General features: G+C 70.9%; 22 protein-coding genes and 2 pseudogenes. 11 read left to right on the forward strand and 13 right to left on the reverse strand.

Annotated elements, in window-relative coordinates:
• Nucleotides 1–39: 39 nt before the first annotated feature.
• From ACQEV8_RS22250 to ACQEV8_RS22260, 3 genes are all read right to left on the reverse strand, one after another.
• Complete coding sequence (locus ACQEV8_RS22250; protein WP_432962783.1) at nt 40–402, reverse strand: hypothetical protein; 363 nt, start codon at nt 400–402, stop codon at nt 40–42.
• A 240-nt stretch (nt 403–642) separates the two neighbouring features.
• Nucleotides 643–1,536: a helix-turn-helix domain-containing protein gene (locus tag ACQEV8_RS22255; RefSeq protein WP_432962785.1), complete on the reverse strand. Its 894-nt coding sequence runs from the start codon at nt 1,534–1,536 to the stop codon at nt 643–645.
• A 298-nt stretch (nt 1,537–1,834) separates the two neighbouring features.
• On the reverse strand, nt 1,835–2,266 hold the full coding sequence (locus tag ACQEV8_RS22260; RefSeq protein ID WP_432962787.1) for an ATP-binding protein: 432 nt from the start codon (nt 2,264–2,266) through the stop codon (nt 1,835–1,837).
• A gap of 119 nt (nt 2,267–2,385) precedes the next feature.
• Here ACQEV8_RS22260 and ACQEV8_RS22265 point away from each other — a divergent pair.
• Both ACQEV8_RS22265 and ACQEV8_RS22270 read left to right on the forward strand, forming a co-directional pair.
• Nucleotides 2,386–3,257, forward strand: a pseudogene (locus tag ACQEV8_RS22265) (helix-turn-helix domain-containing protein).
• Nucleotides 3,254–3,466: a DUF397 domain-containing protein gene (locus ACQEV8_RS22270; protein ID WP_432962789.1), complete on the forward strand. Its 213-nt coding sequence runs from the start codon at nt 3,254–3,256 to the stop codon at nt 3,464–3,466. Before ACQEV8_RS22265 ends, ACQEV8_RS22270 begins: the two are co-directional and overlap by 4 nt.
• Here ACQEV8_RS22270 and ACQEV8_RS22275 read toward each other — a convergent pair.
• From ACQEV8_RS22275 to ACQEV8_RS22285, 3 genes are all read right to left on the reverse strand, one after another.
• Nucleotides 3,463–3,828 (reverse strand): PH domain-containing protein, encoded by a 366-nt coding sequence (locus ACQEV8_RS22275; RefSeq protein WP_382491931.1) that lies wholly within the window; start codon nt 3,826–3,828, stop codon nt 3,463–3,465. The genes ACQEV8_RS22270 and ACQEV8_RS22275 overlap by 4 nt on opposite strands.
• A 125-nt stretch (nt 3,829–3,953) precedes the next feature.
• Nucleotides 3,954–5,570 carry a methionine--tRNA ligase gene (gene metG / locus ACQEV8_RS22280; protein ID WP_432962791.1) on the reverse strand — a complete coding sequence of 539 codons (1,617 nt, stop codon included), beginning with the start codon at nt 5,568–5,570 and terminating at the stop codon, nt 3,954–3,956.
• A 99-nt stretch (nt 5,571–5,669) separates the two neighbouring features.
• Nucleotides 5,670–7,343 (reverse strand): VWA domain-containing protein, encoded by a 1,674-nt coding sequence (locus ACQEV8_RS22285; protein WP_432962793.1) that lies wholly within the window; start codon nt 7,341–7,343, stop codon nt 5,670–5,672.
• Between the two features lie 278 nt (nt 7,344–7,621).
• Between ACQEV8_RS22285 and ACQEV8_RS22290 the strand changes: the two genes are divergently transcribed.
• Nucleotides 7,622–9,709 (forward strand): PhoX family protein, encoded by a 2,088-nt coding sequence (locus ACQEV8_RS22290; protein ID WP_432962795.1) that lies wholly within the window; start codon nt 7,622–7,624, stop codon nt 9,707–9,709.
• 31 nt (nt 9,710–9,740) lie between these two features.
• Here ACQEV8_RS22290 and ACQEV8_RS22295 read toward each other — a convergent pair whose 3' ends face one another.
• Nucleotides 9,741–10,730 carry a LysR family transcriptional regulator gene (locus tag ACQEV8_RS22295; RefSeq protein WP_432962797.1) on the reverse strand — a complete coding sequence of 330 codons (990 nt, stop codon included), beginning with the start codon at nt 10,728–10,730 and terminating at the stop codon, nt 9,741–9,743.
• 171 nt (nt 10,731–10,901) lie between these two features.
• Between ACQEV8_RS22295 and snpA the strand changes: the two are divergent.
• A pseudogene (gene snpA, locus ACQEV8_RS22300) lies at nt 10,902–11,590 on the forward strand (snapalysin).
• On the opposite strand, the gene ACQEV8_RS22305 reads toward snpA, so the two are convergent.
• The gene (locus ACQEV8_RS22305) at nt 11,566–12,579 is read right to left on the reverse strand and encodes an endonuclease/exonuclease/phosphatase family protein (protein WP_432962799.1); all 1,014 of its coding nucleotides are present in this window, start codon (nt 12,577–12,579) and stop codon (nt 11,566–11,568) included. The pseudogene snpA and the gene ACQEV8_RS22305 overlap by 25 nt on opposite strands.
• A gap of 43 nt (nt 12,580–12,622) precedes the next feature.
• Complete coding sequence (locus ACQEV8_RS22310) at nt 12,623–13,450, reverse strand: alpha/beta fold hydrolase (protein ID WP_432962801.1); 828 nt, start codon at nt 13,448–13,450, stop codon at nt 12,623–12,625.
• A gap of 79 nt (nt 13,451–13,529) precedes the next feature.
• On the opposite strand from ACQEV8_RS22310, the gene ACQEV8_RS22315 reads away from it, so the two are divergent.
• Entirely contained in the window at nt 13,530–14,885 is a 1,356-nt protein-coding gene (locus ACQEV8_RS22315; protein ID WP_432962803.1) for a PLP-dependent aminotransferase family protein, read from the forward strand.
• Here ACQEV8_RS22315 and ACQEV8_RS22320 read toward each other — a convergent pair.
• Both ACQEV8_RS22320 and ACQEV8_RS22325 read right to left on the reverse strand, forming a co-directional pair.
• A complete protein-coding gene (locus ACQEV8_RS22320) occupies nt 14,791–15,750 on the reverse strand; it encodes a hypothetical protein (protein ID WP_432962805.1) in 960 nt (319 codons plus the stop codon). The genes ACQEV8_RS22315 and ACQEV8_RS22320 overlap by 95 nt on opposite strands.
• A 154-nt stretch (nt 15,751–15,904) precedes the next feature.
• Nucleotides 15,905–16,345: a hypothetical protein gene (locus ACQEV8_RS22325; RefSeq protein WP_432962807.1), complete on the reverse strand. Its 441-nt coding sequence runs from the start codon at nt 16,343–16,345 to the stop codon at nt 15,905–15,907.
• A gap of 187 nt (nt 16,346–16,532) precedes the next feature.
• Here ACQEV8_RS22325 and ACQEV8_RS22330 point away from each other — a divergent pair, with 187 nt between their 5' ends.
• From ACQEV8_RS22330 to ACQEV8_RS22345, 4 genes are all read left to right on the forward strand, one after another.
• On the forward strand, nt 16,533–17,594 hold the full coding sequence (locus ACQEV8_RS22330) for a hypothetical protein (RefSeq protein ID WP_432962809.1): 1,062 nt from the start codon (nt 16,533–16,535) through the stop codon (nt 17,592–17,594).
• Between the two features lie 106 nt (nt 17,595–17,700).
• The gene (locus tag ACQEV8_RS22335) at nt 17,701–18,054 is read left to right on the forward strand and encodes a hypothetical protein (protein ID WP_432962811.1); all 354 of its coding nucleotides are present in this window, start codon (nt 17,701–17,703) and stop codon (nt 18,052–18,054) included.
• 2,621 nt (nt 18,055–20,675) lie between these two features.
• Nucleotides 20,676–22,079, forward strand: coding sequence for an extracellular solute-binding protein (locus ACQEV8_RS22340; RefSeq protein WP_432962813.1), 1,404 nt, complete (start codon nt 20,676–20,678; stop codon nt 22,077–22,079).
• Nucleotides 22,080–22,231: 152 nt separating this feature from the next.
• Nucleotides 22,232–22,663, forward strand: a complete 432-nt coding sequence (locus ACQEV8_RS22345; protein ID WP_432962815.1) for a hypothetical protein — start codon at nt 22,232–22,234, stop codon at nt 22,661–22,663.
• 208 nt (nt 22,664–22,871) lie between these two features.
• On the opposite strand, the gene ACQEV8_RS22350 is transcribed toward ACQEV8_RS22345, so the two are convergent.
• Nucleotides 22,872–23,315, reverse strand: a complete 444-nt coding sequence (locus ACQEV8_RS22350) for an ATP-binding protein (protein WP_432962817.1) — start codon at nt 23,313–23,315, stop codon at nt 22,872–22,874.
• Between the two features lie 85 nt (nt 23,316–23,400).
• Between ACQEV8_RS22350 and ACQEV8_RS22355 the strand changes: the two genes are divergently transcribed.
• Nucleotides 23,401–24,249 (forward strand): helix-turn-helix domain-containing protein, encoded by an 849-nt coding sequence (locus tag ACQEV8_RS22355; protein WP_432962819.1) that lies wholly within the window; start codon nt 23,401–23,403, stop codon nt 24,247–24,249.
• Nucleotides 24,209–24,415 (forward strand): DUF397 domain-containing protein, encoded by a 207-nt coding sequence (locus ACQEV8_RS22360; protein ID WP_432962821.1) that lies wholly within the window; start codon nt 24,209–24,211, stop codon nt 24,413–24,415. Before ACQEV8_RS22355 ends, ACQEV8_RS22360 begins: the two co-directional genes overlap by 41 nt.
• On the opposite strand, the gene ACQEV8_RS22365 is transcribed toward ACQEV8_RS22360, so the two are convergent.
• Nucleotides 24,373–25,422 carry a YncE family protein gene (locus tag ACQEV8_RS22365; protein ID WP_432962823.1) on the reverse strand — a complete coding sequence of 350 codons (1,050 nt, stop codon included), beginning with the start codon at nt 25,420–25,422 and terminating at the stop codon, nt 24,373–24,375. The genes ACQEV8_RS22360 and ACQEV8_RS22365 overlap by 43 nt on opposite strands.
• Nucleotides 25,423–25,485: the final 63 nt, after the last annotated feature.

Here is a 25,485-nt window from a genome sequence, read left to right on the forward strand (position 1 = left end):
TACGGGTACCCCGGGCGCCTCCTTGTGTCCGTCCGTTGGTCAGGCCGGGTCGGCCGGGCCGTCCGCGAACAACTCCTCCGCCGAGGTGGCCGTCAGAGACCGGTCGAACCACAGGGTGAGGGTGTCGAGGTCGGTGCAGGAGGTGACGCGTTCCCTGGCCGTCTCGGGGACGTCGATGCCGCGCTTCTCCAGGACACGGAGGATGAGCGCCGTGCGATCTTCTGCCCTGCCCTGAGCCATGCCCTCCAGGTACGTCTCCTCGAAGAGGGTTCCCCTGCCCGGGAAGTAAGTGCCGACCATTTTCTCCAGCTCTCTCCAGGTCTCCTGGGCCGGAGTGTTCTCCAGCCCTACTTCAAGCCATTCGCACCAGTATTTAGCTGTTGCCTTGTCGAACGACCGCATGCCGCGGGCCACCATGCCCCAGTGCTTCGAAGGCGGGAGTGAGAACCTCCGGATGGTCCTGGAAGATCCGGTGGGAGGTCTCATGGGTTGATGTGACCATGGGCGCAAGCTAGGTCCATCGAGGATCGCCGGACTCGGCGATCAGGTGGCGTTCACTCTTTCGAGAGCAGAAGAAGCGTTCTGTTTCGCCGTGCTCCAGAGGGGTCTCGAGCGGGCCGGTTCCTGAGGAGGCGGAGGCGCCTACCCGGTGCCAGACGCGCATCCCTGGCAGTTGCGAGGGTCGGGACCGCGGTAGCCGCGGTCGCAGGTTTCGCAGTTCCGAAGAGGAAGCCTGACGACGGGAGGGGGGTTGGGGACGCGGAACGGCGGCAGGGGTGGCAGCTGGGCGGTCAGACGGTGGGCGAGGAGGGCTGCCGGGCGGTGCAGAGGCTCGTTCGGCAGGCCGCTGGTCAGGGCGTGGCGTACGGCGGTGGGGGTGAGGTCGCGTTCCAGCCAGGCGGCGACGCCGGGGGCGAGGTGTTCGGTGTCGGTGGCGGAGAGCAGCAGGCGGGGGTCCGTGCGGCGGAGGCCGGCGAGGACCTCGGTGGCTGTCTGGAGGAGGGTGGGGGAGCTGTACGCGGGTTTCGGTACAGCGGGGAGGGCCTTGGGGCGGGCGGGTTTGCGCTGTGGGGCGGCGGCCGTTCGGGGCGTCGGGCGCTTGGGCGGTGCCGTTTCGGACGTGTCGTCGTCGCGTCGGCGGCCCGGCTGGTTGCAGGAGACGGTGCGGGTGACGATGCGGCCGGTCGGCGTGCGTTCGCGGGTGCGGCTCAGGTAGCCGTGGGTCTCCAGCTCGCGCAGGGCGGCGGCGATCCGGGTGGGGCCCTCGGGGAAGCGGGCGGCGAGGGACTTGATGTCGATGCCCGCGCCGGTGGGCAGCGACTGGATGTGGCAGGCCAGTCCGATCGCGAGGAGCGACAGGTCGGGGTGCTGCGTGAGGTGGTTGCCGATCACCGTGAAGCGGGTGGTGTGGCGGGTGTTGTCGTGGATGACGCCACCGCCGGGGCGGGCCCGCCCGCTGGTGCGCCGGTGCGGGTGGTTTTTGCCGCTGTTACGGGACTGGGCGTGCGGGCGCACGCTAGGGTTTTGAGTGTCCATCGGGAAGGGTCGACTTCCTTGGTGGTCAGGCCCTCGCATTGGGATGCCAGTCCCGGCGAGGGCCGTTGTATGTCTGGGGGTTGTGCCGTGGTGCTTGGTGTTGCGCTGAGCGTAGGGCAGGCAACCGGTGCGAGATCCAGCTCAGTTGGTGATGTTCACTCGGGGAGTGAGCGTGCGCCGTGGGCGGGAGGGGTGGGGCTTGGTGGGGTTTCTTTCCCTCTCGTGTTTCTTGGGGAAGAGCGCCGACGGCACCGGAGCGCACGCGGTCGGGTCACGGTGCGTGTGTCGTTTTCGCTGGTCAGGGGTTCGGTAGATCGAGTTCTGCCCATACCGTCTTGCGGGGGACCGGACCGAGCCGCACGCCCCAGCGGTCGGCGAGGGCCTCGACGAGGAGGAGGCCGCGTCCGGACTCGGCGGTGAGGGCGGGTGGGCGGTGGCGCGGGAGGTCTTCGCCGCGGGTGTCCGTGACCTCGATGCGCAGGGTTTCGCATCGGGCCTCGAGTACGAGGCGGAAGTCGCGTCCGGGGAGTCGCCCGTGGGTGGCGGCGTTCGCGGCGAGTTCGGCGACGAGGTGTTCGGTGGCCTCGGTGACGCGGTACGGCAGGTCCCGGGCGCGCATCCAGTTCATGGCGAGGAGCCGGGCGAGGCGGGCGCCGCGCGGTGTGGACGACAGCAGGACGCTGAAGTGCTCGGTGGACGAGAGAAGTTGGGTGGACTTTTCCTGATTCACGTCACTGAGCGTGGCGGTGCGCGCCTACCGTGAACAGTGACAGCGCTGATACGTAGGGTGACTGTCCGGGGCTTGTCGGCTGGTGTCCGGGCTGTCGGCGGTACGAAGGAGGGTGCGGCATGACGGTGGACGGCGAGGTGCGTCGGCTCAGTGGGGAAGCGGCCGAGCCGGGGTGGGAGGTCGACCCGGACGACGAGTGGGGAGTGGCCGTCATCACCACGGTGGGGCGGCAGTTGAGGCTGCGGCGTGAGGCGGTGGGGATGCGGGCCGCCGAGTTCGCGGTAGCGGTGGGCTATGGAGAGGACCTTGTCTACAAGGTCGAGGGCGGGAAGCGGATTCCTCGGCAGGAGTACCTGGACAAGGCCGACGAGGTGCTGGGAGCGGGTGGGCTCGTTGCGGCGGCTTGGGAGGACGTGAAGAGGGTCCGGTATCCGAAGAAGGTTCGGGAACTGGGAAAGCTGGAGGGCAAGGCGGTTGAGATCGCGCTGTACGAGTGCCACATCATCCCTGGGCTGCTGCAGACGCCGGAGCACGCACGATCAGTGATCGGGGCGGCACAGCCGCCGTACTCGCCGGATGACGTGGAGCGCATGGTGGCTGCTCGTCTGGCCCGTCAGTCGGTCTTCGAGCGCTCGCCCGCGCCAGCACTCAGCTTCGTCCTGGAAGAGGGGGTCCTGCGGCGCCCCATCGGGGGCACAATGGCGTGGCGTCAGCAGCTTGAACGTCTGCTGGTGGTCGGGCGGTTGCGCAATGTCGTGCTTCAGGTGATGCCGATGAACTGTGACACCCATTCCGGGCTGGACGGCCGGATCGAGCTGCTGAAGTTCCCGGACGGCACGGCGGTGGGCCGCTCCGACGGCGCATTCAATGGTCGGCCGACCCACGAACCCAAACACTTGCGCATCCTTGAGCTGCGGTATGGCACCGGGCTCAGGCGCTCTCTCCGCGGGAGTCGCTGGCCTTCATCGAGCAACTGCTGGGAGAGACATGATCCGCAAGAGCACTGTCGGGGATACCTCCGGGCTGGCGTGGTTCAAGAGCAGCTACAGCGGCGGCAATGACGGCAACTCCTGCGTTGAACTTGCCGTCACCCCCGGCACCGTGCATGTTCGCGACTCCAAGAACGTCGAAGGCCCCCGTCTGGCGATCACGCCCGGCGCCTGGGCGGACTTCGTGCCGTACGCCGTGGAAGGCCGTTAGCGCGCCACGAACTGGGTCAGGATCGCCTGGACCTCGTAGATGTCGACGCCCTTGGTGAAGGTCTTCTGGATCGGGAGCTGGGAGCCGGAGAGCCAGATCTTCAGTTCCGCGTCGAGGTCGAAGGTGCCGGCCGTTTCCACCGCGAAGTGGGTGATGCTGCGGTAGGGCACGGAGTGGTACTCGACCTTCTTGCCGGTGATGCCCTGCTTGTCGATCAGGATCAGGCGGCGGTCGGTGAAGAGGATGGTGTCGCGGATGAGGAGGAACGCGGCGTGGACCTGCTCGCCGTGGCCCAGGAGACGGGCGTAGTCCTGCTGGGCCGATGCCGGGTCTACGGTGTGCGCGTTGCCGAAGAGTGCCATGGAAACCCCCGTGGTGAGTGGCGGCGGCCGGGCGGCCGTCCTGGTGCGATCTTCGCAAAGCGCGGGGCCCGGGAGAAGATGCTCGTCCTCCCGGGCCCCGCGCTGTAGCGAGCGCGTTACGACCGTTACGCCGTCGGCTTCTCCTCCAGGCGGGGGAAGAGCACCGCGCCCTTCGTGACCGTCGCGCCGGGCGCAAGCTTGCCCCACTCGCCGGACTCCTGGACCTTCTGGTCCGCGAGCGCCCCGAGGGAGGCTTCGGCGCCGAGCGAGTCCCAGAGCTTCTGCGACGTCTCCGGCATGACCGGGTTGAGCAGGACCGCGAGCGCGCGGAGCGATTCGGCGGCCGTGTAGAGGATCGTGGCCAGACGGGCCCTGCCCTCGTCAGAGGTGTCCTTGGCCACCTTCCACGGCTCCTGCTCCGTGATGTAGCCGTTGACCTGCTTGACGAAGTCGAAGATCGCCAGGATGCCGCCCTGGAAGTCCAGCTCCTCGCCGATCTTCCGGTCGGCCTCCGTGACGGCCTTCGTCAGGCCCTCGTGGACCGCCTTCTCCGCCTCGCCGTCGGCCGTCGCTTCCGGCAGCTCACCGCCGAAGTACTTGCCGACCATCGCCGCGACACGGGACGCCAGGTTGCCGTAGTCGTTCGCCAGCTCGCTGGTGTAGCGGGCCGAGAAGTCCTCCCACGAGAAGGAGCCGTCCTGGCCGAACGCGATCGCGCGCAGGAAGTACCAGCGGTACGCGTCCACGCCGAAGTGCGAGGTCAGGTCCTGCGGCTTGATGCCGGTCAGGTTCGACTTCGACATCTTCTCGCCGCCGACCATCAGCCAGCCGTTGGCCGCGATCTTGCCGGGCAGGGGGAGCCCCTGTGCCATCAGCATCGCCGGCCAGATCACCGCGTGGAAGCGGAGGATGTCCTTGCCGACCAGGTGGACGTCGGCCGGGAAGGTCTCCTCGAACTTCGCCTGGTTCTCGTTGTAGCCGACCGCCGTGGCGTAGTTCAGCAGGGCGTCGACCCACACGTAGATCACGTGCTTGTCGTCCCACGGGATCGGGATGCCCCAGTCGAACGTGGAACGGGAGATGGAGAGGTCCTGCAGGCCCTGCCGTACGAAGTTCACGACCTCGTTGCGCGCGGACTCGGGCTGGATGAAGCCGGGGTTCGCCTCGTAGTGGGCGAGGAGCTTGTCGCCGTACTCGCTCAGCTTGAAGAAGTAGTTCTCCTCGCTGAGGCTCTCCACGGGCTTCTTGTGGATCGGGCAGAGCTTCTGGCCCGCGTACTCGCCCTCGCCGTCGAGGAGCTCGCCGGGGAGCTTGTACTCCTCGCAGCCGACGCAGTACGGGCCCTCGTAGCCGCCCTTGTAGATCTCGTCCTTGTCGTACAGGTCCTGGACGAACTCCTGGACACGGGCCGTGTGCCGCTGCTGCGTGGTGCGGATGAAGTCGTCGTTCGCGATCTCCAGGTGCTCCCAGAGAGGTTTCCACGCCTCCTCGACCAGCTTGTCGGCCCACTGCTGCGGGCTGACGCCGTTCGCGTCCGCGGTGCGCATGATCTTCTGACCGTGCTCGTCCGTGCCGGTGAGGTACCACACCTTCTCGCCGCGCTGACGGTGCCAGCGGGTGAGCACGTCGCCTGCGACGGTCGTATAGGCGTGGCCCAGGTGAGGAGCGTCGTTGACGTAGTAAATGGGGGTCGAGACGTAGTACGCCTTCGCCCCCTGCTTCTCGGATCCAGTGGCCGCCATGGTCGAAATCCTACTGGCCCGTCGGAGATCGACTCACACGCGTTTCGGGGGGTGGACAGGAGGTTCTCTCCTGTCCACCCCCCGAGGGGCGTGCCGTGGCTACGGGCGCCAGTTCGCCAGTACGCCCTCGAAGAGCTCGTTGTCCGTGAGCTCGCGGGGGGTTTCGCCGGCGAGGAAGTGGGACGTGTTGGGAGTCTTGAGCTTGCGGAGGTAGTCGAAGGCCTTGTTCTCCGGGTCGCCGAAGGCGACGAAGGAGAAGAAGACGGTGGGGTGGGACTCGGCGGCGGCGGTGAGGGCCTGGGTGGCGGGGGTCTTGGCGTCGGGGGCGCCGTCCGTCTGGAAGATCACCAGGGCCGGGGTGCCGGTTGCCGCTTCCTTGCCGTGGTGGGCGAGGACCGCTTCGACTGCCGCGTGGTAGCTGGTGCGGCCCATGCGGCCGAGGCCCGCGTGCAGGGTGTCGATCTTGTTCTCGTGGTCGGTGAGGGTGATCTCGCCGGTGCCGTCGAGTTCGGTGGAGAAGAAGACGACCTGGACCGTGGCCTCGGGGTCGAGGTGTGCGGCGAGGGCGAGGGTCTGTTCGGCGAGGGCCTGGGCGGAGCCGTCCTTGTAGTACGCGCGCATGGAGGCGGAGCGGTCGAGGACGAGGTAGACCTTGGCCCGGGTGCCGGTGAGGTTGTGGGTCTTGAGGGTGGTGGCAGCGGCCTTGTAGGCGGTGGTGAGGCCGGGGGCGTGGGACTTTACGCGGGTGAGGGGGAGGGCGGGCCCTTCGGAACCGGGCTCGGCCTCGGCCTCGGCTTCGCCTTCGGCCGAGTCGTTCCCACCCGCACCACCCGTGCCGCCATCGTTGCCGGGTGCGGGTGCGGGTGCGGGTGCGGGTGCGGGTGCGGGTGCGGGTGCGGGTGCGGGTGCCTCAGCCTCCGGCTGCGGGGTCGCTTCCGCCTTCGGCTCCGCTTCCGGCTCGGGCTCCGGCTGTGCCGTGGCGGGCTCGGGCTCGACGGCGACCTGGGTGTCAGCGTCGGCCTCGGGCTTCGCCTCGGCCTCCTGGCGCGCCTCCGGCTTCGCTTCTTCCGGAGCTGCCTCGGGCTCGGCAGCCGTCGCCTTCTCGGCAGCGGTCGGCGCTACGGCTTCCGGCTCATCGGCAGCAGGCGGCTGCTCCTCGACGGCAGCCGGCTCCTCGACGGCAGCCGGCTCCTCCGCGGGCTCCGTGGCCGTCTGCTTCTCGGTGCCCTCGGGCTTCTCGGCGACTGCGGGCTCCTCGGCGGCAGCCGCCTTTTCCGCGGCCTCCGCAGCCACCGGCTCCTCGGCGCCCTTGGGATCCTCGGCGACCGCCGGTTCCTCGACGACCGCCGGTTCCTCCACGACCCCAGCCTTCTCCGCGACCGTCGGCTCCTCGACAGCCGCCGTCGGCTCCTCGGCAACCGTCGCCTCCGCCGCAGCCGCCTCCGCCTCGTCGGTCTCCGAAGAGCGGGTCGGCCTGGGGACCGACGTCACCTTGTCGAAGGCCGCTGAGACCAGGTCGTGTTCGTCGGAGGAGGAGGAGGAGGACGTGCGGGGTTCGGGGACGCTTGCCGTGGGGGAGGGGGTCTGGCGTTCGCCGGAGGCGGTCGGGGGCTCCTGGGCGGGTACCTGGGCCCGGGGCGTCGATGTGTCGGCCGGCGGCGTCGCCGTCGGTTCCTCCGTGGTCGTGGTCGACCGCGCCGCACCCTCCGCCTCGGCGGTCCGTGACTTGCGTGACCGTCCGAACGCGTTCCGCAAGAGAGTGAGAATGCCCATGTGCGCGCAACCCTTCGCGTGAGGTGGAGCCGTCAATCCCTGGCCAGGACGGACACGTAAGGTTAGCGGCCCTCCTGTGTGATCTTGGGCAGGGTCGGGTGTGCGAGGTCCTTTCTGTCAAGGGGACATCCGGTCTGCGAAGGTGACGCCCCGCTGAATCGGCACAACTGCCGCACAGATGCCGCAGGTTCACCCGCAGTTCATTCAGACGCCCGGCTCCCGCACATATGCGCTCCTACGGTCACGCTGACACCAAGGGCATCCAAGGAGAGAGCAAAGTGCGCAAGCTGCTGCCGTTGATCGGAACGCCGTCCGGATCGCACCCTGGCGGGCGGTCCGCCATGACCTGCCGGTTCCGGTGTGGTGACGCCTGCTTCCACGAGGTGCCCAACACCAGCTCCAACGAGTACGTCGGTGACGTGATCGCCGGTGCGATCGGCCGCCGGTCGATGATGCGGGCCGCGGCCGTGGTGACCGTGGCCGTCGCGGGGGCGGGGGCCGTGGCCATCGGGCAGGCTCCGTCAGCGGGTGCGGCACCGGCCACGGCAGCCGACACCGCCGCCGCGGCCGCCCGGCGTAAACACAAGGGCGCGCGGGGGCTGCGCTTCGCGCCCGTCGCGCCCAACACCACCGATGCCGTGACCGTGCCGGAGGGGTACCGGCAGAACGTCGTCATCCGCTGGGGCGAGCCCATTCTGCGCGGGGCGCCCGCCTTCGACCCGGAGAAGCAGACCGCCAAGGCGCAGGCCGGGCAGTTCGGGTACAACTGCGACTTTCTCGCCCTCCTCCCGCTGCCGGGTGAGCGGGGCAGGCAGTTGCTCGTCGCCAATCACGAGTACACCGACGAGATCCTGATGTTCCGGGGGTACGACGCCGCCAACCCCACCCGTGAGCAGGCCGAGATCGCCTGGGCCGCGCACGGGCTGTCCGCCGTGGTGGTGGAGGAGGACCGCGAGACGGGGAAGCTGACCGCCGTCTCGCGGCATCGGCTCAACCGCCGCGTCACCGTCACCAGCGAGTTCCGGCTGACCGGGCCCGTCGCCGGGTCGAAGCTCGTGCGGACCTCCGCGGACCCGACCGGCACCAAGGTGTTCGGCACCCTCAACAACTGCTCGGGTGGTGTCACCCCGTGGGGCACGACCCTGCACGGCGAGGAGAACATCAACCAGTACTTCGGCAACGCGAGCCGGGACACCGACAAGCGGTACGGCATCGAGACCGGGGCCACCGAGCGTAAGTGGGAGAGGTTCGACAAGCGGTTCGATGTCGCCCAGGAGCCGAACGAGGTGCACCGGTTCGGGTATGTCGTCGAGTTCGATCCGTACGATCCGGAGTCGACGCCCCGCAAGCACACCGCGCTGGGCCGGTTCAAGCACGAGGCCGCGACCGTGCGGCTCACGGGCGACGGGCGGCCCGTCGTGTACACCGGTGACGACGAGCGGTTCGACTACTTCTACAAGTTCGTCGGCAGCAAGCGGATGAGGCACGGGACCTCCCGGGCCGTCCGAGAGCACAACCTCTCGCTGCTCGACGAGGGGACGCTGTACGTCGCCAAGCTCACCGGTGACTCCCCCGACCTCGAGACCGACGGCACGGGCAAGCTGCCGAAGGACGGGGAGTTCGACGGAAGCGGGCAGTGGATTCCGCTGGCCACCGCCACCGCGAAGGGTGCCGTCTCGCACGTGGACGGGATGACCGCGGAGGAGGTGTTCGTCTTCACCCGGATCGCCGGTGACAAGGTGGGCGCCACCAAGATGGACCGGCCCGAGGACATCGAGCCCAGCCCGGTGACCGGCAAGGTGTACGTCGCCCTGACCAACAACGTCAACCGCGGTGTCGGGTCCAACGCCAAGGCGGACGAGGCCAACCCGCGTCGCGCCAACAAGCACGGGCACGTGCTGGAGCTCACCGAGCGCTGGAACCGGCCGGAGAGCACGAAGTTCGCCTGGTCGCTGTTCCTGGTCGCGGGTGACCCGGACGACCCGGCGACGTACTTCGCCGGGTTCCCGAAGGATGGCGTCAGCCCGATCTCCTGCCCGGACAACGTCGCGTTCGACCCCTACGGCAACCTGTGGATGTCCACCGACGGCGCCCAGCTCGGCTCGCACGACGGTCTGTTCGGCGTGGCGACCCGGGGTGAGCGGCGCGGTGAGCTCAAGCAGTTCCTGACCGTGCCGAAGGGTGCCGAGACCTGCGGTCCGATCATCCAGGACCGGCGCGTCCTCGTCTCGGTGCAGCACCCGGGCGAGATCGACGGCGCGTCCGTGGAGAAGCCGGCCAGCACCTGGCCCGACGGGCCCGGGAAGCACGTCCGTCCGGCGGTCGTGGCCGTGTGGCGCGCGGACGGCAGCGACATCGGCGTCTGACCCGCCGCACCTTCGAGATCCTTCGAGGGGATCAGGGGAGGGCCGGGCTCGGCGGTCTGTGGGGGCCGTCGGGCGCCGGCCGTGCCCCGAGCAGCGGCGCGGTGCCCTGCGGTGCTCGTTCCAGCCATTCCCGGTACGCCGGTGCCTGCCGGGCCACCTCCCCGTACGCCTCCTCCAGTGCGGGGTAGACGCCGTGCAGGGCCGGCTCCGTACGCGCCGCGACGAGCAGCCGTACGCCGAGCGGGTCGCCCTTGAGGCGGCGTACCGCCATGTCGGGGCGGGGGGTGCGGGTCGGCTGGCACACGGTGACCACCTCGCCGGTCGCGACCAGGGCGTCGGCCGTGTGGTAGTCGCCGTGCAGCACGTGCGGGCTGACGTCGGCGGCGCGGAACATCCGCTGGACGGCGTCCCATTCGCCGTCGACCGTGGGGTCGATCATCCAGCGGTCGCCGGCCAGGTCGCTCAGGTCGACCTCGGGGTTTCCGGCCGCCGGGTGGTCGACGGGCAGGGACACGAACTGCGGCTCGCGCTCGACCAGGACACGCAGCCGGAGTTCCGCGGGGATACGGAGCGGGCAGCCCTCGACCTCGTGCACGAAGGCGACGTCGAGCTGGCCGTCCACGACCATGCGGAGCAGGGCGTTCGCGGAGACGTTCATATGGAGGGTGGGATTCTGGCCGTGGGCGCGCAGGCGGCGCAGCCAGCCCGCCAGGGCCTTGCTCGCGGTCGAGCCGATACGGAGCTCGGTGCCGCCGCCCGCCGCCGCCCTCGCCTCGACCACCAGCAGCTGCATCTCGGCCAGCAGCGGACGCGCGCGGCTGAGGACCAGGCGGCCCAGCGGGGTGGGGCGGCAGCCGGTGTGGGCGCGCAGGAACAGCGGGCCGCCCAGCTCCTGCTCGATGCGGCGCAGTTGTGTGCTCAACGACGGCTGGGCAACGCCCAGGTGCCGGGCGGCGCGGTGCAGACTGCCGGTGTCGGCTATGGCGCACAGCGCGCGGAGGTGCCTCACCTCGAGCTCCATGCTCCGTGAGGCTAAAGCGGAATCGCGTCTCTAACCAGCCACATAATTCATCGCTAAAGCATGTGAATTGGGCAGCCAATAGTCCCGTCCTATCCCCGGTTGCCATCATCACAGGCGCCGCACAGGCATCGAGACTCACCGGTGACGACTCACCCCCACCAAGGAGTCTCCATGCGAAAGTCCACGTCCGCCCTGGCGGTTCTCGGCCTCGGCCTCGCGACGGTCGGCTTCGGTACCACGGTTCCCGCCGCGGCTGCTCCGGCGGCCGCCCCGCACGCCGGGTACGTCGCCCAGTCCGCCGGCTCCGCCGAGTCCGACGCCAGTAAGGCCTTCTTCCAGGCCGTCCTGAAGTCGGTCGCCGAGAAGCGTGCCGCCAACCCGAGTGCCACCGCGGCCGTCACCGTCGTCTACGACGCGTCCCGCGCGCCCACGTTCAGCTCCCAGATAGCGCGCAGCACGCAGATATGGAACAGCTCGGTGTCGAACGTGAGACTCCAGTCGGGGTCCGCGTCCTCCGCCGACTTCAGCTATCGGGAGGGCAACGACTCCCGCGGCTCGTACGCCTCCACCGACGGGCACGGCAGCGGCTACATCTTCCTCGACTACCGGCAGAACCAGCAGTACGACTCCACGCGGGTCACCGCCCACGAGACCGGTCACGTCCTCGGCCTGCCCGACCACTACCAGGGCCGTGCAGCGAGCTGATGTCCGGTGGCGGGCCCGGCACGTCCTGCACCAACGCCATTCCGAACACCAACGAGCGGTCCCGGGTGAACCAGCTCTGGGCCAACGGTTTCGCGGCGGCGATGGACAAGGCCCTGGAGAAGTCCGGCCGTCAGGACTCACCCTCAGGACGCTGATGGAGCGTCAGGTCGGTGATCACCGACCGGTGGTCCGTGTCCGACAGGTCCAGCACGCGGGTGTCGCGGGCCGCGAAGTCCCGCGACACCAGCACATGGTCGATCTGGGCGCCGAGCGTCGGGGCGGTCCGGGCCGGCCAGGTGGCCGTGCGGTCGGAGCCGTCCAGGCGGGCGGCGTCGCGCAGGCCGGTGTCGAGGATGCGGCGGAAGGCGGCGTGGTCCTGGGAGGCGTTGAAGTCGCCGGCCAGGACGAGCGGGGTGCCGCGGTCGGTGACGGCCGCGGCGCGCAGGGCGCCGAGCTCCCGCTTCCAGAGGCCGACCTGCCCGGGCAGCGGGGGCATGGGGTGGGCGAGCTGGAGCCGTACGGTGTGCCCGTCCACGTCGGCGACAGCCCCGGGCATGCCCATGGTGGCGGGGACCCCGCCGGTGGGCCGGAGCGTGAAGCGGCTGAGGATCACGGAGCCCTCGGAGCCGCCGCCCTCGACGGCACTGCGGTGCGGGTAGTCCTGGGAGAGGTCCTTCCGCAGCCGCTCGTCACACTCGTAGTCGCACTCCTGTACGAAGATGATGTCCGGTTTCTCGCGGCGCGCGGCGGCGACCAGGGAGCCGGTGCCCTGCCCGAACTCGACGTTCGACGTCAGCACGCGCAGGTCGGCGACCGGGCGGCCGGCGGGGTCGTCGACCTTGCCGTACGGCTCGATGAACCACGCCAGCAGGCCGAGCACGGCGACTCCCCAGGCTGTTCCCAGCCACCAGTGGGAGCGCAGGGTGAGCAGCAGCGCCAGGCCGGTGGGCGCGAGCAGCCAGGGGAGGAAGGCGAGGAGCTGCGGGACGGGTGTGACGCCGTCGCTGTCGGCGGTCCGGAAGCCGACGACCACGCTCACGCCCGCGAGCAGCAGGAAGGCGAACCCCGCGCCGAATCTCCGCCCGGGCGGGCCGTGCTCCGGCCCGTCGTCCGTGGCGGTCCATTCGGCAGCGGCGGTGTTCACAGGCCGGCCTTCCGTTCGCGCGGTGGTACGCCCGCATCCTCCCTCAAGGACGGGGTGGGGCGGAGGAAGGTTGCCGAGCGTCGACCCGGGCCAGGAGCTCCGCCAGCGCCTGGTCGAAGACGTCCGGGCGTTCCAGGTTCGGCATGTGGGCCGCGCCGTCGATGATGTGCAGCGCCGAGTCCGGGAGGGCCGTGTGCATGGCCAGGGCGTCGGAGACCGGTGTGAAGGTGTCGTCCGCTCCCACGACGACCAGGGACGGGACGGAGACGCGGGGCAGCAGGTCGTCGTAGCCGGGGCGGCGGGCGCGGGCGCGCAGGGCCGCGGCGGCGCCCTCGGGTGCGGTCGCGGTCATCATGCCGTGGACGTGGGCCTTGACCCCGTCGGGGGCGTAGGGGGCGACCATGCGCTCCAGGACCTCGTCGGCGTAGCCACGCATGCCCTGCGCCAGGAGGCGGTCCGCCATGGCGTCGCGGGTGCGGACGCCCTCAGGGGTCTCCGCCGACGGGAAGGTGTCCGCGAGGACCAGGCCGCTCACCCGCTCGGGGAACAGGCGGTAGCAGTCCATCGCGATCTGGCCGCCCATCGACAGGCCCGCGAGGACGAACGACTCCACCTTCAGCTCGTCCAGCAGGGCCTCGATGTCCCGGGCGAACCCGGAGAAGTCCATGACGGCCGGGGTGACCGGAGAGGCGCCGTAACCGCGCAGGTCGGGGGCGATGACCCGGCGGTCCGCCGAGAACGTCCCGAGCTGCGGGGCCCACATCGTGCGGTCGAAGGGGTGGCCGTGGACGAGAACCAGGGGGACCTTGGGGACAAGGGGCTGCCGGGAAGAGACGGGGCCTTTGTCCTCGTATGCGAGGAAGGGTGCCATGAGGACGACCCTAGGCCGCCCAACTACTCGGTGCAATAAGATCTTTGCTCTCGGTGCAATCCAAGGGGGAGGCCGACCGATGGGTGACTACCGGCGCATCGCCGATCTGATCGCCGACGACATCGCCACCGGACGGCTCCGGCCCGGTCAACGGCTGCCGCCGCAGCGGGCGTTCGCGCGGCGCCGCGGGATCGCCCCGTCGACGGCCGGCCGGGTCTACAGCGAACTCGTACGGCGCGGGCTGGTCGTCGGCGAGGTGGGGCGCGGCACCTTCGTACGGGCGGGCCCGGCGGGCCCCGCGGGGCAGGCGCTCGCCGAGCCCGGGCCGGCCGGCGTCCCCGTCAACCTGGAGCTCAACTACCCCACCGCGCCCGGCCAGCCGGAGCTGCTCGCCCCCGTGCTCGCGCCCCTCCTGCGCCCCGACGTGCTGGCCGAGGCCCTGCTGCCGGCCGCCGCCACCGGCACCCCGGAAGCCCGGGAGGCCGCGGCAGCCCTCCTCACCACGCCCGGCTGGCGCCCTGCCCCGGACCGGCTGCTGTTCACCGGCAACGCCCGCCAGGCCATCGCCGCCGTCCTGGCCTCCCTGGTCCGGCCGGGCGGCCGGGTCGGCGTGGAGCAGCTGACGTATCCGCTGGTCAAGGAGATCGCGGCCCGGCTGGGCATCACCCTGGTGCCGCTGGCCGGTGACCGGGCCGGGCTGCTCCCGGAGGCCGTCGCGGCCGCGCACCGCACGGCACCCCTGTCCGCCCTCTACGTGCAGCCGACGCTGCACAATCCGACGTCCCTGACGACGAGCCGGACACGGCGGCTGCAACTCGCCCAGCTGATCCACCACTTGGACCTCCCGATCGTCGAGGACCGCATCTGGTCCTTCCTGCACGGCTCGAGTGAGCGGCACGGGGCCGGTGATCCCCTCGCCGCCCACGCCCCGGCCCTCGCCCATGTCGTCGACGGGCTCTCCAAGCGGGTCGCCCCCGGGCTCACCGTCGGGTTCCTCGTCGTGCCGCCGCAGCGGGTCGCCGCCGTGGCCGACGCCGTGCGGTCGGGCGGATGGAGCGCGGCGCGGTTCGCGCTGGAGGCGGCCGTGCGCTGGGCGTCGGAGGGGACGGTGGCGCGGCTGGTGGAGGCCAAGCGGGCGGACGCGGCGCGGCGGCAGCGGATCCTCGCCGAGGAACTCGCCGGCTTCGCCGTGCGGTCCGATCCGCGCGCCTATTTCGCCTGGTGGGAGCTGCCGGCCCCGTGGCGGGCCGACACCTTCACGGCCGCCGCGGCCGCGCACGGCATCGCCGTCACGCCCGGGCGGGCCTTCGCCGTCTCCCCCGGCCACACGCCCGACGCCGTCAGGCTCGGGCTCGCGTCGGCTCCGGAGGGGGATCTGCGGCGGGCGCTGCGGACGCTCGCCCGCGTCGCCGCGCGGCGAGGCACCGGCCAGTGAGCCATGAGCCGAGCGCCACGGCCAGGCCGAGGACGAGCAGCAGCCAGGACACGGTGCGCAGGGTGGTCGTCAGGGCGTCGTAGACCGCGCCCGCCGCCGGGCGGTGGGGTGCGTCGGGAAGGTCGGCGAGGGTGAGGCGGCGGCCGATCGCCACGGCGAGGACCAGCAGCCCGCCGCCCAGCGCCGTGCCGAGGCCGAGGGCGGTGACCGCGCGGCGGCGGCAGGCGGCGACGGCGATCGAGGCGACGGCCAGCACGGCGGCGGTGAGCGGCAGCCAGAAGGCGGCGGTGTCCAGCACGTGGTATCCCCTGCGCAGTCGGTCCACGTCCCCCGCCGGGAGCACCGGGACCCGGGCGTGCGTGACCGGGATGCGGTGGGCGAACGACACGTGGTCGTCTTCGAGTTGGCGTTTGACCCGGGCGACGACCGGGGCGAGGTCGACGGTGACCGGGGCCGTCCGCTCCCCGTCGTCGCGCAGGGCGTGCAGCACGGCGGTGTGGACGGCCTGGTTCGCCGCGTCCCAGGCGGCGCGGAACGCCTCGGTGCGGGTGAAGGAGCGCGTCGCGTCGTGCACGAAGGGCCCGACCGCGCCGCGCAGGGAGCCGGTGTCGAGCTCGTGCCCGGCCTCCCGCATGATGCCGTCCCCGACGGCGTCCGCGACCGCGAGCCGCACGTCCGGATCGGCGGCGAGCGGCGCCATGGTACGGACGTAGCGGCCGGTGTCGGTCAGCCCGTGCGCCGCCCAGGACGCGAGCGCCCCGAACGGCACGAGCAGGCACGCGAGGGCCAGCAGAACGGCCGACAGGGCGTTCCGCGGTCGTAGGGGCGCCTTCTCGGGTACGGGCGCCCGGTCGCGCTCGGGCACCCTTCCAGGCAAGCCGCCCCGGGCCCGCTCCGCGCGCGGAGTGACTGCAATCGGCCGCACATGTCGAGCCGAACGAGTCGAGCCGTACATGTCGAGCCGTACGAGTCGATCCCTACGGGCGCACGCACGCACGCGCGGGCCGGGCCGGTCCCGGTCAGCCGATGCGGTGGCCCGTGGCGTCCTCGTGCGTGTAGTAGCGGTAGAACATGGTCAGCAGGACGCCCGCCCCGGCCGCCAGGCCCAGCCACATGGACCACAGCACGGACAGGCCGGACTGGCTGATGAGGAAGCCGGTCGCACAGCCCGTGAAGGCGAACCAGAGCGCCGCGTGCAGTTCGCGTCGCAGCCTCGGGCCGAATTGCCACACGGCGGCGAACAGCACGGCGAACACGAGCGCGGTGACGAAGCCGAACAGCAGGTTCCAGCCCGTGATGGGCCCGCCGTAGCGCCGGTTGGCCGCGGCCCAGTAGCCGTAGACGAGCCCGAGGGCGATGGGCGTCACGACCTTCGCCATCATGTGGACGCGTGGGCTGAAGACATCGGGCGTGCGGTGCCGCAGGGCCACCTCGCGTGAGGCGGGTGCCGCATGAGCCATGAGAGTGCTCCTCTCTCCCTGCCCCTGCCTACCAGGGCACACCTGCGGGGGGCCGCTGGCAAGTCGGTGGACGTCCGGAGCCGGGGGCGAACCACCCGAAGGCGGACGTTTGCGGTCCTGAGGGCCCTCTTTGCAGCCGCAGAGGTTACGGTGCTGCCGTACGTGATCGACCGGGGGAGGGGAAGAGATGCCCGGAACCGTGCTGCTGCTGGCGGCCTCGCCGCTGGGCAAGGGGCGCCTGGTGGACGCCGCCTCCGTGCTCCCCGTCCTGGCCGCCGTGCCACCCCACGTGCTGTCCGGCACGGACACCGCGAACGTCGTCGAACTCGCCGACCCGCTGGAGCCGCAGGCCGTCCTCACCCGGCTGCGCGCCGCCGCCACGGCCCCCGGCCCGCTGACCGTGTACGTCACCGGACAGCTCCAGCTCGACCGCAAGCAGCGCCTGCCGCATCTCGCGCTGGCCCGCACCACCGCCCCGACCGTGCGCTACACGGCCTTCCCCTGGCACTGGTTCCGGGAGGAGCTGCGCCTCAGACCCGCCGGGGCGACCACACTCGTGCTCGACCTGCACGCGGACGCCGAGGCCTGGGAGCTGCTGCGGAGCACCCCGCTGGACTCGGGCCGCGGCACCGCCGTCCACGGGCGCATCGCACCACCGCCGTCCCGGCGCTCGGTGGCGGCACCGGCGTACATGAAGGCCGTGGCGACGATCCTGCGCAGCGGTTTCCGCCCGCCGCCGGAGCAGTTGCACCAGCAGGCGCTGGCCCGGATCGCGCAGGAGAGCGCCGGCCGGGACATCGTGGTCAGCGCGGCCGGCCCGGTGAGCGGCGATCCGCACACCGCCATCACCGCCGCCGTCCAGTCCGGCCGGCACCAGGACGCGGACGCGCTCGCCGCCCGGCACGAGCAGGCCGCCGTGGCCGCGCACGGACGCGCCTCCGAAGAGGCCCTGCACTGGGCCGAGGTCCGGGCCGACCTGGCGATGTTCGCCGGGGACGCGGCCCGCAGCTGCCGCACCTGGCTGTCAGTGGCCACCGCCCGGCTGAACGCCGGGCAGGCGGTGGACGCGCCCGCCGTCGAGTCGGCCGTCGACCGGGCCCACCACCAGTGGGGCCAGATATCCGACTCCGCGCAGGCACGTGAACTGGGGTTCGGACTCGCCGAGTTGCGCGGCCGGGTGCCCGGGCGGCGCGAGGGGGCGCTCGACCATGTACAGCGGCAGCTGCGCCAGCTCCAGACTCAGGGCTGAGCACCCGCGCGCCGGGGGCGGGTGGCGTGAAAGGGTGTGCAATCGCTTGCGGGATTCGCGTCAAAGGTCTGCCCTCGGGGCCTGACCCGGTGTCATGATGTCGGGTATGACAGAGGGGGACGAAGTGGCTGTCTTAGGCGTACGCGTCCGGCTGGGTGACGGCGCGACCGTGGACGATGTCAGAGCCCTGCGGGCGTGGCTGGAGCGGGACGAACCGCTGGAGCAGCTGCTCTCCGCCGAGCAGCTGCGCATAGAGGAGCGGACCAGCACGGAAGGGCCCAAGGGGCGTCTGGGGCCCGACATCGAGCTCGTCCTCCAGCTGCTCGGTGACGTCGCGACGATCGCCGCGCTGACCGAATACACCGCCCGCGCGGTGAAGACCTGGAAGAACAACCGCCGCAGGCTCCAGGGCGGCGAACCCGATTCGGAGATCCGTCCGCTGGGCTCCGACAGGTCGTAGACCGGTGAGCCGCTTCGACCCGCGCGGCCGAGTGAACCGCGCGCTGCTCGTCGGGGTGTCCGAATACGACCACACGGCGCCGGCCGCGTATGGCGTGACCGGCCAGCTTCCCGCCGTGCGGCACAACCGGACGACACTCGAGGACGCCCTTTACCGGGGCGGGGTGTTCGGCGCGGGTGAGGTCACGGTGCTGCCCTCGCCGTCCCAGCACGACTTCACCGGCGCGCTGCGCCGCGCCGTGAGCGAGGCCGAGGGCCTGCTGCTGCTCTACTTCGCCGGGCACGCCGTCGTGAACACGTCCGGCGGCGAGTTGTACCTCCAGATGCGCACCGCGCGGGTGCTCGCGGGCGAGTTGCCCGGCGCGGTGAGTTTCGCCGAGGTGCTGAGCGAGGTCTGCGTCGCCGAGGGCCGTGCCGAGAAGGTGCTGGTGATCCTGGACTGCTGCTACGCGGGCCACGCCGCGGGGATCTGGCACCGCTTCCCCGATCCGGAGGGGAACAAGGAGAAGGTCCTGCTCCTGATGAGCGTCCAGCCCAACCGCTGCATCCTGGGCGGGGACGCCGACCTCGCGACGCCGTTCACCCGTGAGCTGGCGGAGGTTCTCGACGAGGGCGGGGAGGTGTGGCTCTCCGAGCTGTATCCCACGCTGAAGCAGCGGATGCACGAGGCGGGTTACAGGGCGGAGGAGAACGACCCGCAGATACCGCAGGCACTGGCTCCTCCGTGGGACCCGGACGCGGACGTCCTGCTGGCGGCACGGCCGGTGCCCTCGCTGGCGCCCGAGCCTCCGCCGGAGCCGGTGTCTGTGCCGGTGTCTCCGGCACCGGATCCGCCGCCACCGCCACCGCCACCTCCCGCTCCGGCCGGGCCCGCGCCCCAGGTCCTCCTACGCCGTTTACGGCAGGTCAGGCGGGCGGCGGTCCACAGCATCCGGGCCGTCGCCGACCGGCTCGGCCGTACCCTGCTCACCTTCCTGCTGGCCCTGCTTGCCACCGGCGCCGGCGGCTACGGGATCTTCGCCGTCATCGGCGATTCCGCGATCTGCGCGCCGTCCCCGGAGCTGCGCGTGCTGACCGACCCCGACATGGAGGCGGCGATACAGGCGGCCGCGGACGCCTACTTCGCCTCGGACGCGAACACCACGGACGACGGCTGCCGGCGCAGCGGCGTCACCGTCTACAGCGCCGGTGCCGCCGCCGTGGTGAAGGCGCTCGGCGAGCGGACCGACGCCTGGCAGCAGCCGCGCGAGGACGACAACCCGCAGCGGGACATCGGCCCGCAGCCGGACGTGTGGATCCCCGCGACCGGCGCCGATGTCGGCCGGGTCACCGCCGCGCAGAAGGACCGGGTCTTCACCCGACTGGAACCGGACGCCGAGCCGTTCGCGTTCTCGCCGGTCGTGCTGGCCGTCCCGAAGGACCTCGCCCGCACCCTCGGGAAGCCCACCGGGCGGTCGCTGTCAGAGCTGGTCGAAGCCCTGGAGGGAGCACCCGGGGCCGCCGAAGTGCACCGCCCCGACCCCGGCTTCACGGGCTCGGCACTGCTGGCGACCGTGGGCCTGTACGGCGACGGGGACGACGCGCGCGGTGCCGAGCGGCTCATCACCCGGCCCGAGCGGCCCGAGCCCTCGGCCGTCAAACTGCTGTGCACGCTGCCCGACGACGACGACGCGGACGACCGTGGCGCGGCCCTGGTCCCGGAGTTCCTGCTCAGGAGCGGAGTCGACTGCCACCCGGCCACCCGTGCCCGGCGCACCGCCGCCTACCCCGACGACGTCCCTGGTCTGGAACCGACGTTCGTGCGGGTGCGCTGGGATCACGGCGACCTGGACGCGAACGCGCGCGACGACGAGGCGAACCGCTTCCGCACCTGGCTGACCGGTGCGGAAGGCCGGGCGGCGCTCGGCGAGCAGGGCTTCAGGTCCGCGAGCGGTGAACACGCTCTCCTCGACGCCGAGTCGGCCCCCGCCGGGCTGACCGACACCGTCCGCCCGGCGGACTCCGCCGACCCGTCGCGACTGGACGAGGCTCTGGAGCAGTACGGCAACGCGCACGGACCCGGCCGGGTCCTCTTCCTGCTCGACAGCTCCGGCTCGATGGCCGGTCTGTGGGACGGCCCCAGCGGTGGCCCCGGCATCCTGAAGCGGACCCTGCCCGGGCTCGGCGGGGAGGACCAGTACGGGATGTGGGCGGTGCACGGCCCCGAGGGCCGCACGCACACCGAGCTGCTGCCCTTCGGCACACACCCCCGCAAGGACGCCGAGCGGGCCCTCGACACCGCAAAGGTGCGGGACGCGGAGGCCGATCCGCCCGCCGCCCTGCTGGACGCCCTGGCGTTCATGCGGGAGCGCGGCGCCAAAGACGAGAGGCCGCAGCTGATCGTGTACCTCACCGACGGCGAGGACGACACCCGACTGACCGGCGACCGGCTCGACCAGGTGCTCGACCGGGCGGGGGCCGCGGGTGTGCCCGTGGCGATGGTGACCCTGAACAGTGGGGCCTGCGACAGCGGCCGCCCCGGCACGCGCGTCGCCGAGGCGAGCCGGGGCCGCTGCCTGGACGCCGGAGACGACCTGGTCCCCGCCCTGCACGACGAGGTCGCCCGCGTCGGAACGGGGAGGAATGAGAGCCCGCCGCCTGCCCGCCGCCGTGCTGTCCCTGCTGTCGCTGCTCGCCCTCGCCTCCTGCACGGCCGGTGGGGGGCAGGAACAGCCGTCGGCCGCCGATGCCTCCACCCGGATCGTGGTGGCCAGCGGCCAGGACGTCACCGGCAAGAACGGCGTCCGCCAGCAGCTCATCGACGCCTGGAACACCAAGGAGGGCAGACACGGTTACCAGGCCCGCCTGGTGGAACTGCCCGGCTCCGCCGACCAGCAGCGCAGCCAGCTGCTCGGCGCCCTCCAGTCCGGCAGTGCCGACTACGACGTGGTGAACCTCGACGTGACCTGGGTCCCGGAGTTCGCGGAATCCGGCATGATCCGTCCGCTGACGGACGCGGCCGTCGAATCCCCCGAGGACCTGATCCCGTCCGTGAACAGCACGTCGTACTGGGACGGCGAGCGGTACGCGGTCCCCTTCAACAGCGACGTCGGCCTGCTGTACTACCGCAAGGACCACCTGCGGAAAGCCAGTGCCTCCCGGACCGAGCTCAGTGACGGGGTCACCTGGGACGAACTGCGGGAACTGATCGACGCCGTCGACCCCGAGGACAAGAACGCGGGCTGGACCACCCAGCTCGCCGCGTACGAGGGCCGTACCGTCAACGCGATCGAGGCGTTCGCCTCAGCCGTACCGGACTTCGAACTGACCGACCGCGACGGCAAGTACGTCGCGACCGAGCAGCAGTTGACGGCGGGCGTGACCGAACTGCGTGGGCGCACGGCGAAGCCCTACACGCTGGAGGAGGCCTACGAGTCCCGCGAGGCCGAGTCGCTGAGCGCCTTCGCGGAGGGCCGCACCACCTTCCTGCGGCACTGGCCGTACGTCTATCCCACCCTCTACGAGACCTTCAAGGGCAAGCTCGGTGTGACCCGGCTGCCCGGCAAGGCGGTGCTCGGCGGCCAGAACCTCGCCGTCACCTCGTCCATGACCGGGCAACGGGCCGCGAAGGCCGAGGAACTCATCGCGTTCCTGACCGACCCGGACAGCGAACGCTGCCTGCTGCGCGCCGGGTTCGCCGCGACCCGTGCCTCCGCCTACCAGGAGTCCGGCACCGCCCCCGACTGCCGCCACGTCCCCGCGTACGCCGAGACGCCCTCGGCGTCCCCCACCGGCGAGAGCACGGTCCGTACGCCCCCCGACCGTTTCACCGACGGCACCAGCTACTCCCACCACATCCTGTACCCGGCCCTCGAAGAGGCCGTGCACCGCCCGGTCACGCCCCTGTACGGCGCGGTGAACCGCACCCTCATCACCGAACTCGACGCGCTGTACGGCCCTTCGCGGGGCCCGGGGGGAAGCCGGCCCGGTGACGCGGAGATAGCGAAAAGCCTTGACGAGGCGTTGAGGGAATTTTTGCCCGGGTGAATCTCCTCCCGGCGATGTTCACAACTCCTCCATTGCGTACGTGTGTCCCCGTGGGTAACCTCAATTTCGCACTGACCATGCAATTGAAGTAAACGGGGATGGACTTCGTGAGCGTACGAAGCAAGGGAATTTCTTCCGTAATCGCCTTCGCCATGACCGGCGCGCTGTGTGCCGCCGGGGCGCAGACGGCACAAGCGGCTCCGGCACAGCCGGAACTTCGTGCCGGGGCGGACGAGATCTGCGCGGTCCTGGGGATCGGCAGCGGCGCGGCGGGCCTCACCAAGGCCCTGGCCAAGGGCGCCTCGTGGGTCGGGATCGGGGCCAGTGTCGGGTGCTACCTGTACACGAAGGCGAAGGAGGCCACGCCTGCGGAAAAGCGTGCGGCCATGATCGCGTCCTACAAGAAGTACCAGGCCATGAGTGACATCAAGAAGCTCGATGCGCTCGGCTACTACTGCCGCAAGAAGAGCGGTGGCGGTGGTGGCGGTACGGACGTCGCTCCCACCAATCCGACCGTGAAGGTGGGGTACCGCGACATCAGGATGAAGGGTGTGACGTACAAGTGCACGGCGACCGGGGACTGACCGGCCGTCGCGGCCCGGGCTATGGAGAACGGCTCCTGTTCTCCATGGCACTGGTCGTGGTGAGCCTGCTGTGGGGCACACGGGAGATGGCCGTGTGGGCGACTGTGACGTGCGGCGTCGGGGCGGCGGCAGGGGCTCTCGGAGTTATCTACTTCGGGTGGCGCTATATTCGCTATTCCCGAGCACACGGGAATTCCCGCTAGTCGCGTTATTCGCCTTTCGGCTTCACGTCACATTCGAACCAGACGGTTTTTCCGGGACGGTCGGGCAATGGATCCCACCCCCACCGGTCCGTGACCGCGTCGACGATCAGCACGCCACGTCCGCCCTCGGCGAGTTCGTCCACGGCTGGGGACACCGGCGGTCGCGGGCAGGTGTCCGTCACCTCCACCCGCACCCCACGCCCGTCCGGCCACCGCGTCATCAGCACCGCGGCGCACCGGTCGGGCGTGTGGCGCACGACGTTGGCGACGAGTTCGGTGAGGGCCAGGCAGGCCGGGTCGCAGAGTTCGGCCATCTCCCAGGCCGTGAGGTACACCCTCAGGATCCGGCGCAGATGCCGGGCGGAGTGCTCACGCAGCGTGAAGCCGGTGCCGAATCGGGAACCTGGGGCGTCAAGTCCTGGCCAGGGCTGGTGGGTTGCGTGATCCATGCCACCAGGGTGGAGTCGGGTGACTACGCTCGGCAACGGATCGAAATGAACGCCGTGCCGCGTTCTGACCTGGGGGTGACCGCCCATGCCCAACATCCGCCGCCTCGACCCCACCGCCTCACCGCTGGACTACTTCGGCTCCGAGCTCCGCCGCTACCGCGAGAGCGCGGGGCTGTCCCAGAAGGAGCTCGGGGACTGCATCTTCTGCACGGGCTCGCTGGTCGGCCAGATCGAGACGGCCCACAAGGTCCCGACCAGGGAGTTCGCGGAGCGGGCGGATGCGGCGCTGATGACGGACGGGAGCTTTTCGAGGCTCGTGGGGTTGGTGTTGCGGAGCCAACTCCCGGCGTGGTTTCAGGCGTATGCGGAGATGGAGGCGAGGGCGACCTACATCTCCACGTATCAGGGTCAGTTGGTGTACGGGCTGCTGCAGACGCCGGAGTACGCGAGGGCGGTGCTGGCAACCGGCATGCCGGACAACCTCGACGACCTGGTGGCGGCTCGCATGGAGCGCCAGCGCATCCTGAAGGGCAAGCAGCCGCCGCTGACGCTCGTGGTGCTGGACGAGGCGGCGTTGCACCGCCCCATCGGCAGCGACGAAATCATGCGTAACCAACTCGCGCACCTGTTGAGTTTCCGGGACCAGCGCTGGGTGAACATCCAGGTGCTGCCTTTCAAGGCCGGCGAACACGCCAGTCTCGTCGGGTCGTTCAACGCCCTCCGCTTCGACGACGACCCCGAGATCGTCTACACCGAGGACATGATCTCCGGCCACATGACGGCCAACCCCGACACTGTCAGGGAGGCCGCCCGCCGTTACGCTTCCTTGCAGGCCGCTGCCCTCTCCGTGAGGGACTCGGCGGCACTGATCGCGCGTGTGATGGAGGAGCGCTATGGGGAGCAGCCAGAAGCTGAGCAACGCGCGGTGGCGTAGGTCGTCGTACAGCGGCAACACCGGAGGCGATTGCGTCGAGGTCGCCGACCTCGGTCTGCCCGGTGTCGCCATGCGCGACTCCAAGAATCCCGAGGCCGGTGTACTCACCGTCTCTCCGGAGACCTACTCCGCCTTCGTCGCGGCGTCGAAGACGCGCAGCGAGTAGACGTCGCTGCCGTTCTCCGAGATGGCGAACAGCCTGCTCTCGTCCGGTGCCCAGGCGAGGCCCGCCGGTGCCAGGAGGTCGGAGTCGCCGCTGGTGCCCGTGTTGGGGAGCTCGTACTGCTTCACCGGTGTCGGAACGCCCCGCTCGAAGACGTGCACGTCCGGGTCGTACGAGGAGTCCGTGCCCGCCGCGACGTCGCCGCTCGGGGCTATGTCCACCGCGTTCGGGTAGGTGTTGGTCTCGTACTTGCCGTTCGCGGACAGGTCCGTGACCTTGTAGACCGCCTGGTAGTACGGGGCGCCGCTGGCCGTGACGACGTCCTGGCCGTCCGGGGTGACCGCGAGATCCTGGAGGTTTGCGCTGCCGGTGTCGCCCGGGTCGAAGGCGTACGCCGTACGGCTCGCCGTGCCGGAGGAGACGTCGTACACGGCGAGCTCGACCGGGCTCTGACCTGGGGAACCCGCGACGAGCGTGTCCGGGGCGCCCGCGGAGGCGTCCAGGATCGGGGCGCTGTAGAAGGTGCGGTCGGGGTCCTGGCCCAGGGTCACGGCCGGGTCGGTGGCGCTCGGGTCGAGCGAGCCTATGTTGCCGTCGCCGGAGGAGCCGTAGCTGAACCACAGCTTGCCCCCGGCCAGGGCGACGTAGGCCGGTCCGGCGCCCGCGCCCGTGGCGTAGCGGCGGGACTCGGTCGCGGTCGCCGTGTCGATCGCCACGACGGAGTCCGCGTCGTGCACGGCCGCGTACAGGGTGTCGGAGTCGGGCGACAGCTCCAGGCCGTGGACGCCGGGCAGCGAGCCCATGGTGTCGAGGACCGTGCCCGCGTAGTCCGTGACGACGACCTGGCCGGCCGTCGGATCGCTGATGAAGACGCGATGGTGGACCCCGTCGACGACCATGTCGCCGGTCGACTTCAGGGGCAGGATCGCGCTGGAGTCGGCTGCCGCCGCCGACCCGGTGCCTAAGAGGACCGCGAGCGCCGTCGCGGCCGTGAGAATACGTCTGTGCACGGTTTTCGAACCTCCCGGAACGAAAGAAGTGATCAGCCTGCGCAGGCTAGAGCACCCCACCGA

The sequence above is a fragment of the Streptomyces sp. CA-179760 genome, assembly GCF_050937045.1.
Classification (GTDB): domain Bacteria; phylum Actinomycetota; class Actinomycetes; order Streptomycetales; family Streptomycetaceae; genus Streptomyces.

What these genes read in the sequence shown, in the direction of transcription:
- ACQEV8_RS22250 (WP_432962783.1), bottom strand. Translation starts at nt 402, where the DNA reads ATGCGGTCGTTCGACAAGGCAACAGCTAAATACTGGTGCGAATGGCTT.
- ACQEV8_RS22255 (WP_432962785.1), bottom strand. Translation starts at nt 1,536, where the DNA reads ATGGACACTCAAAACCCTAGCGTGCGCCCGCACGCCCAGTCCCGTAAC.
- ACQEV8_RS22270 (WP_432962789.1), top strand. Translation starts at nt 3,254, where the DNA reads ATGATCCGCAAGAGCACTGTCGGGGATACCTCCGGGCTGGCGTGGTTC.
- ACQEV8_RS22275 (WP_382491931.1), bottom strand. Translation starts at nt 3,828, where the DNA reads ATGGCACTCTTCGGCAACGCGCACACCGTAGACCCGGCATCGGCCCAG.
- metG (WP_432962791.1), bottom strand. Translation starts at nt 5,570, where the DNA reads ATGGCGGCCACTGGATCCGAGAAGCAGGGGGCGAAGGCGTACTACGTC.
- ACQEV8_RS22285 (WP_432962793.1), bottom strand. Translation starts at nt 7,343, where the DNA reads ATGGGCATTCTCACTCTCTTGCGGAACGCGTTCGGACGGTCACGCAAG.
- ACQEV8_RS22295 (WP_432962797.1), bottom strand. Translation starts at nt 10,730, where the DNA reads ATGGAGCTCGAGGTGAGGCACCTCCGCGCGCTGTGCGCCATAGCCGAC.
- ACQEV8_RS22310 (WP_432962801.1), bottom strand. Translation starts at nt 13,450, where the DNA reads ATGGCACCCTTCCTCGCATACGAGGACAAAGGCCCCGTCTCTTCCCGG.
- ACQEV8_RS22315 (WP_432962803.1), top strand. Translation starts at nt 13,530, where the DNA reads ATGGGTGACTACCGGCGCATCGCCGATCTGATCGCCGACGACATCGCC.
- ACQEV8_RS22325 (WP_432962807.1), bottom strand. Translation starts at nt 16,345, where the DNA reads ATGGCTCATGCGGCACCCGCCTCACGCGAGGTGGCCCTGCGGCACCGC.
- ACQEV8_RS22330 (WP_432962809.1), top strand. Translation starts at nt 16,533, where the DNA reads ATGCCCGGAACCGTGCTGCTGCTGGCGGCCTCGCCGCTGGGCAAGGGG.
- ACQEV8_RS22335 (WP_432962811.1), top strand. Translation starts at nt 17,701, where the DNA reads ATGACAGAGGGGGACGAAGTGGCTGTCTTAGGCGTACGCGTCCGGCTG.
- ACQEV8_RS22340 (WP_432962813.1), top strand. Translation starts at nt 20,676, where the DNA reads ATGAGAGCCCGCCGCCTGCCCGCCGCCGTGCTGTCCCTGCTGTCGCTG.
- ACQEV8_RS22345 (WP_432962815.1), top strand. Translation starts at nt 22,232, where the DNA reads ATGACCGGCGCGCTGTGTGCCGCCGGGGCGCAGACGGCACAAGCGGCT.
- ACQEV8_RS22350 (WP_432962817.1), bottom strand. Translation starts at nt 23,315, where the DNA reads ATGGATCACGCAACCCACCAGCCCTGGCCAGGACTTGACGCCCCAGGT.
- ACQEV8_RS22355 (WP_432962819.1), top strand. Translation starts at nt 23,401, where the DNA reads ATGCCCAACATCCGCCGCCTCGACCCCACCGCCTCACCGCTGGACTAC.
- ACQEV8_RS22360 (WP_432962821.1), top strand. Translation starts at nt 24,209, where the DNA reads ATGGGGAGCAGCCAGAAGCTGAGCAACGCGCGGTGGCGTAGGTCGTCG.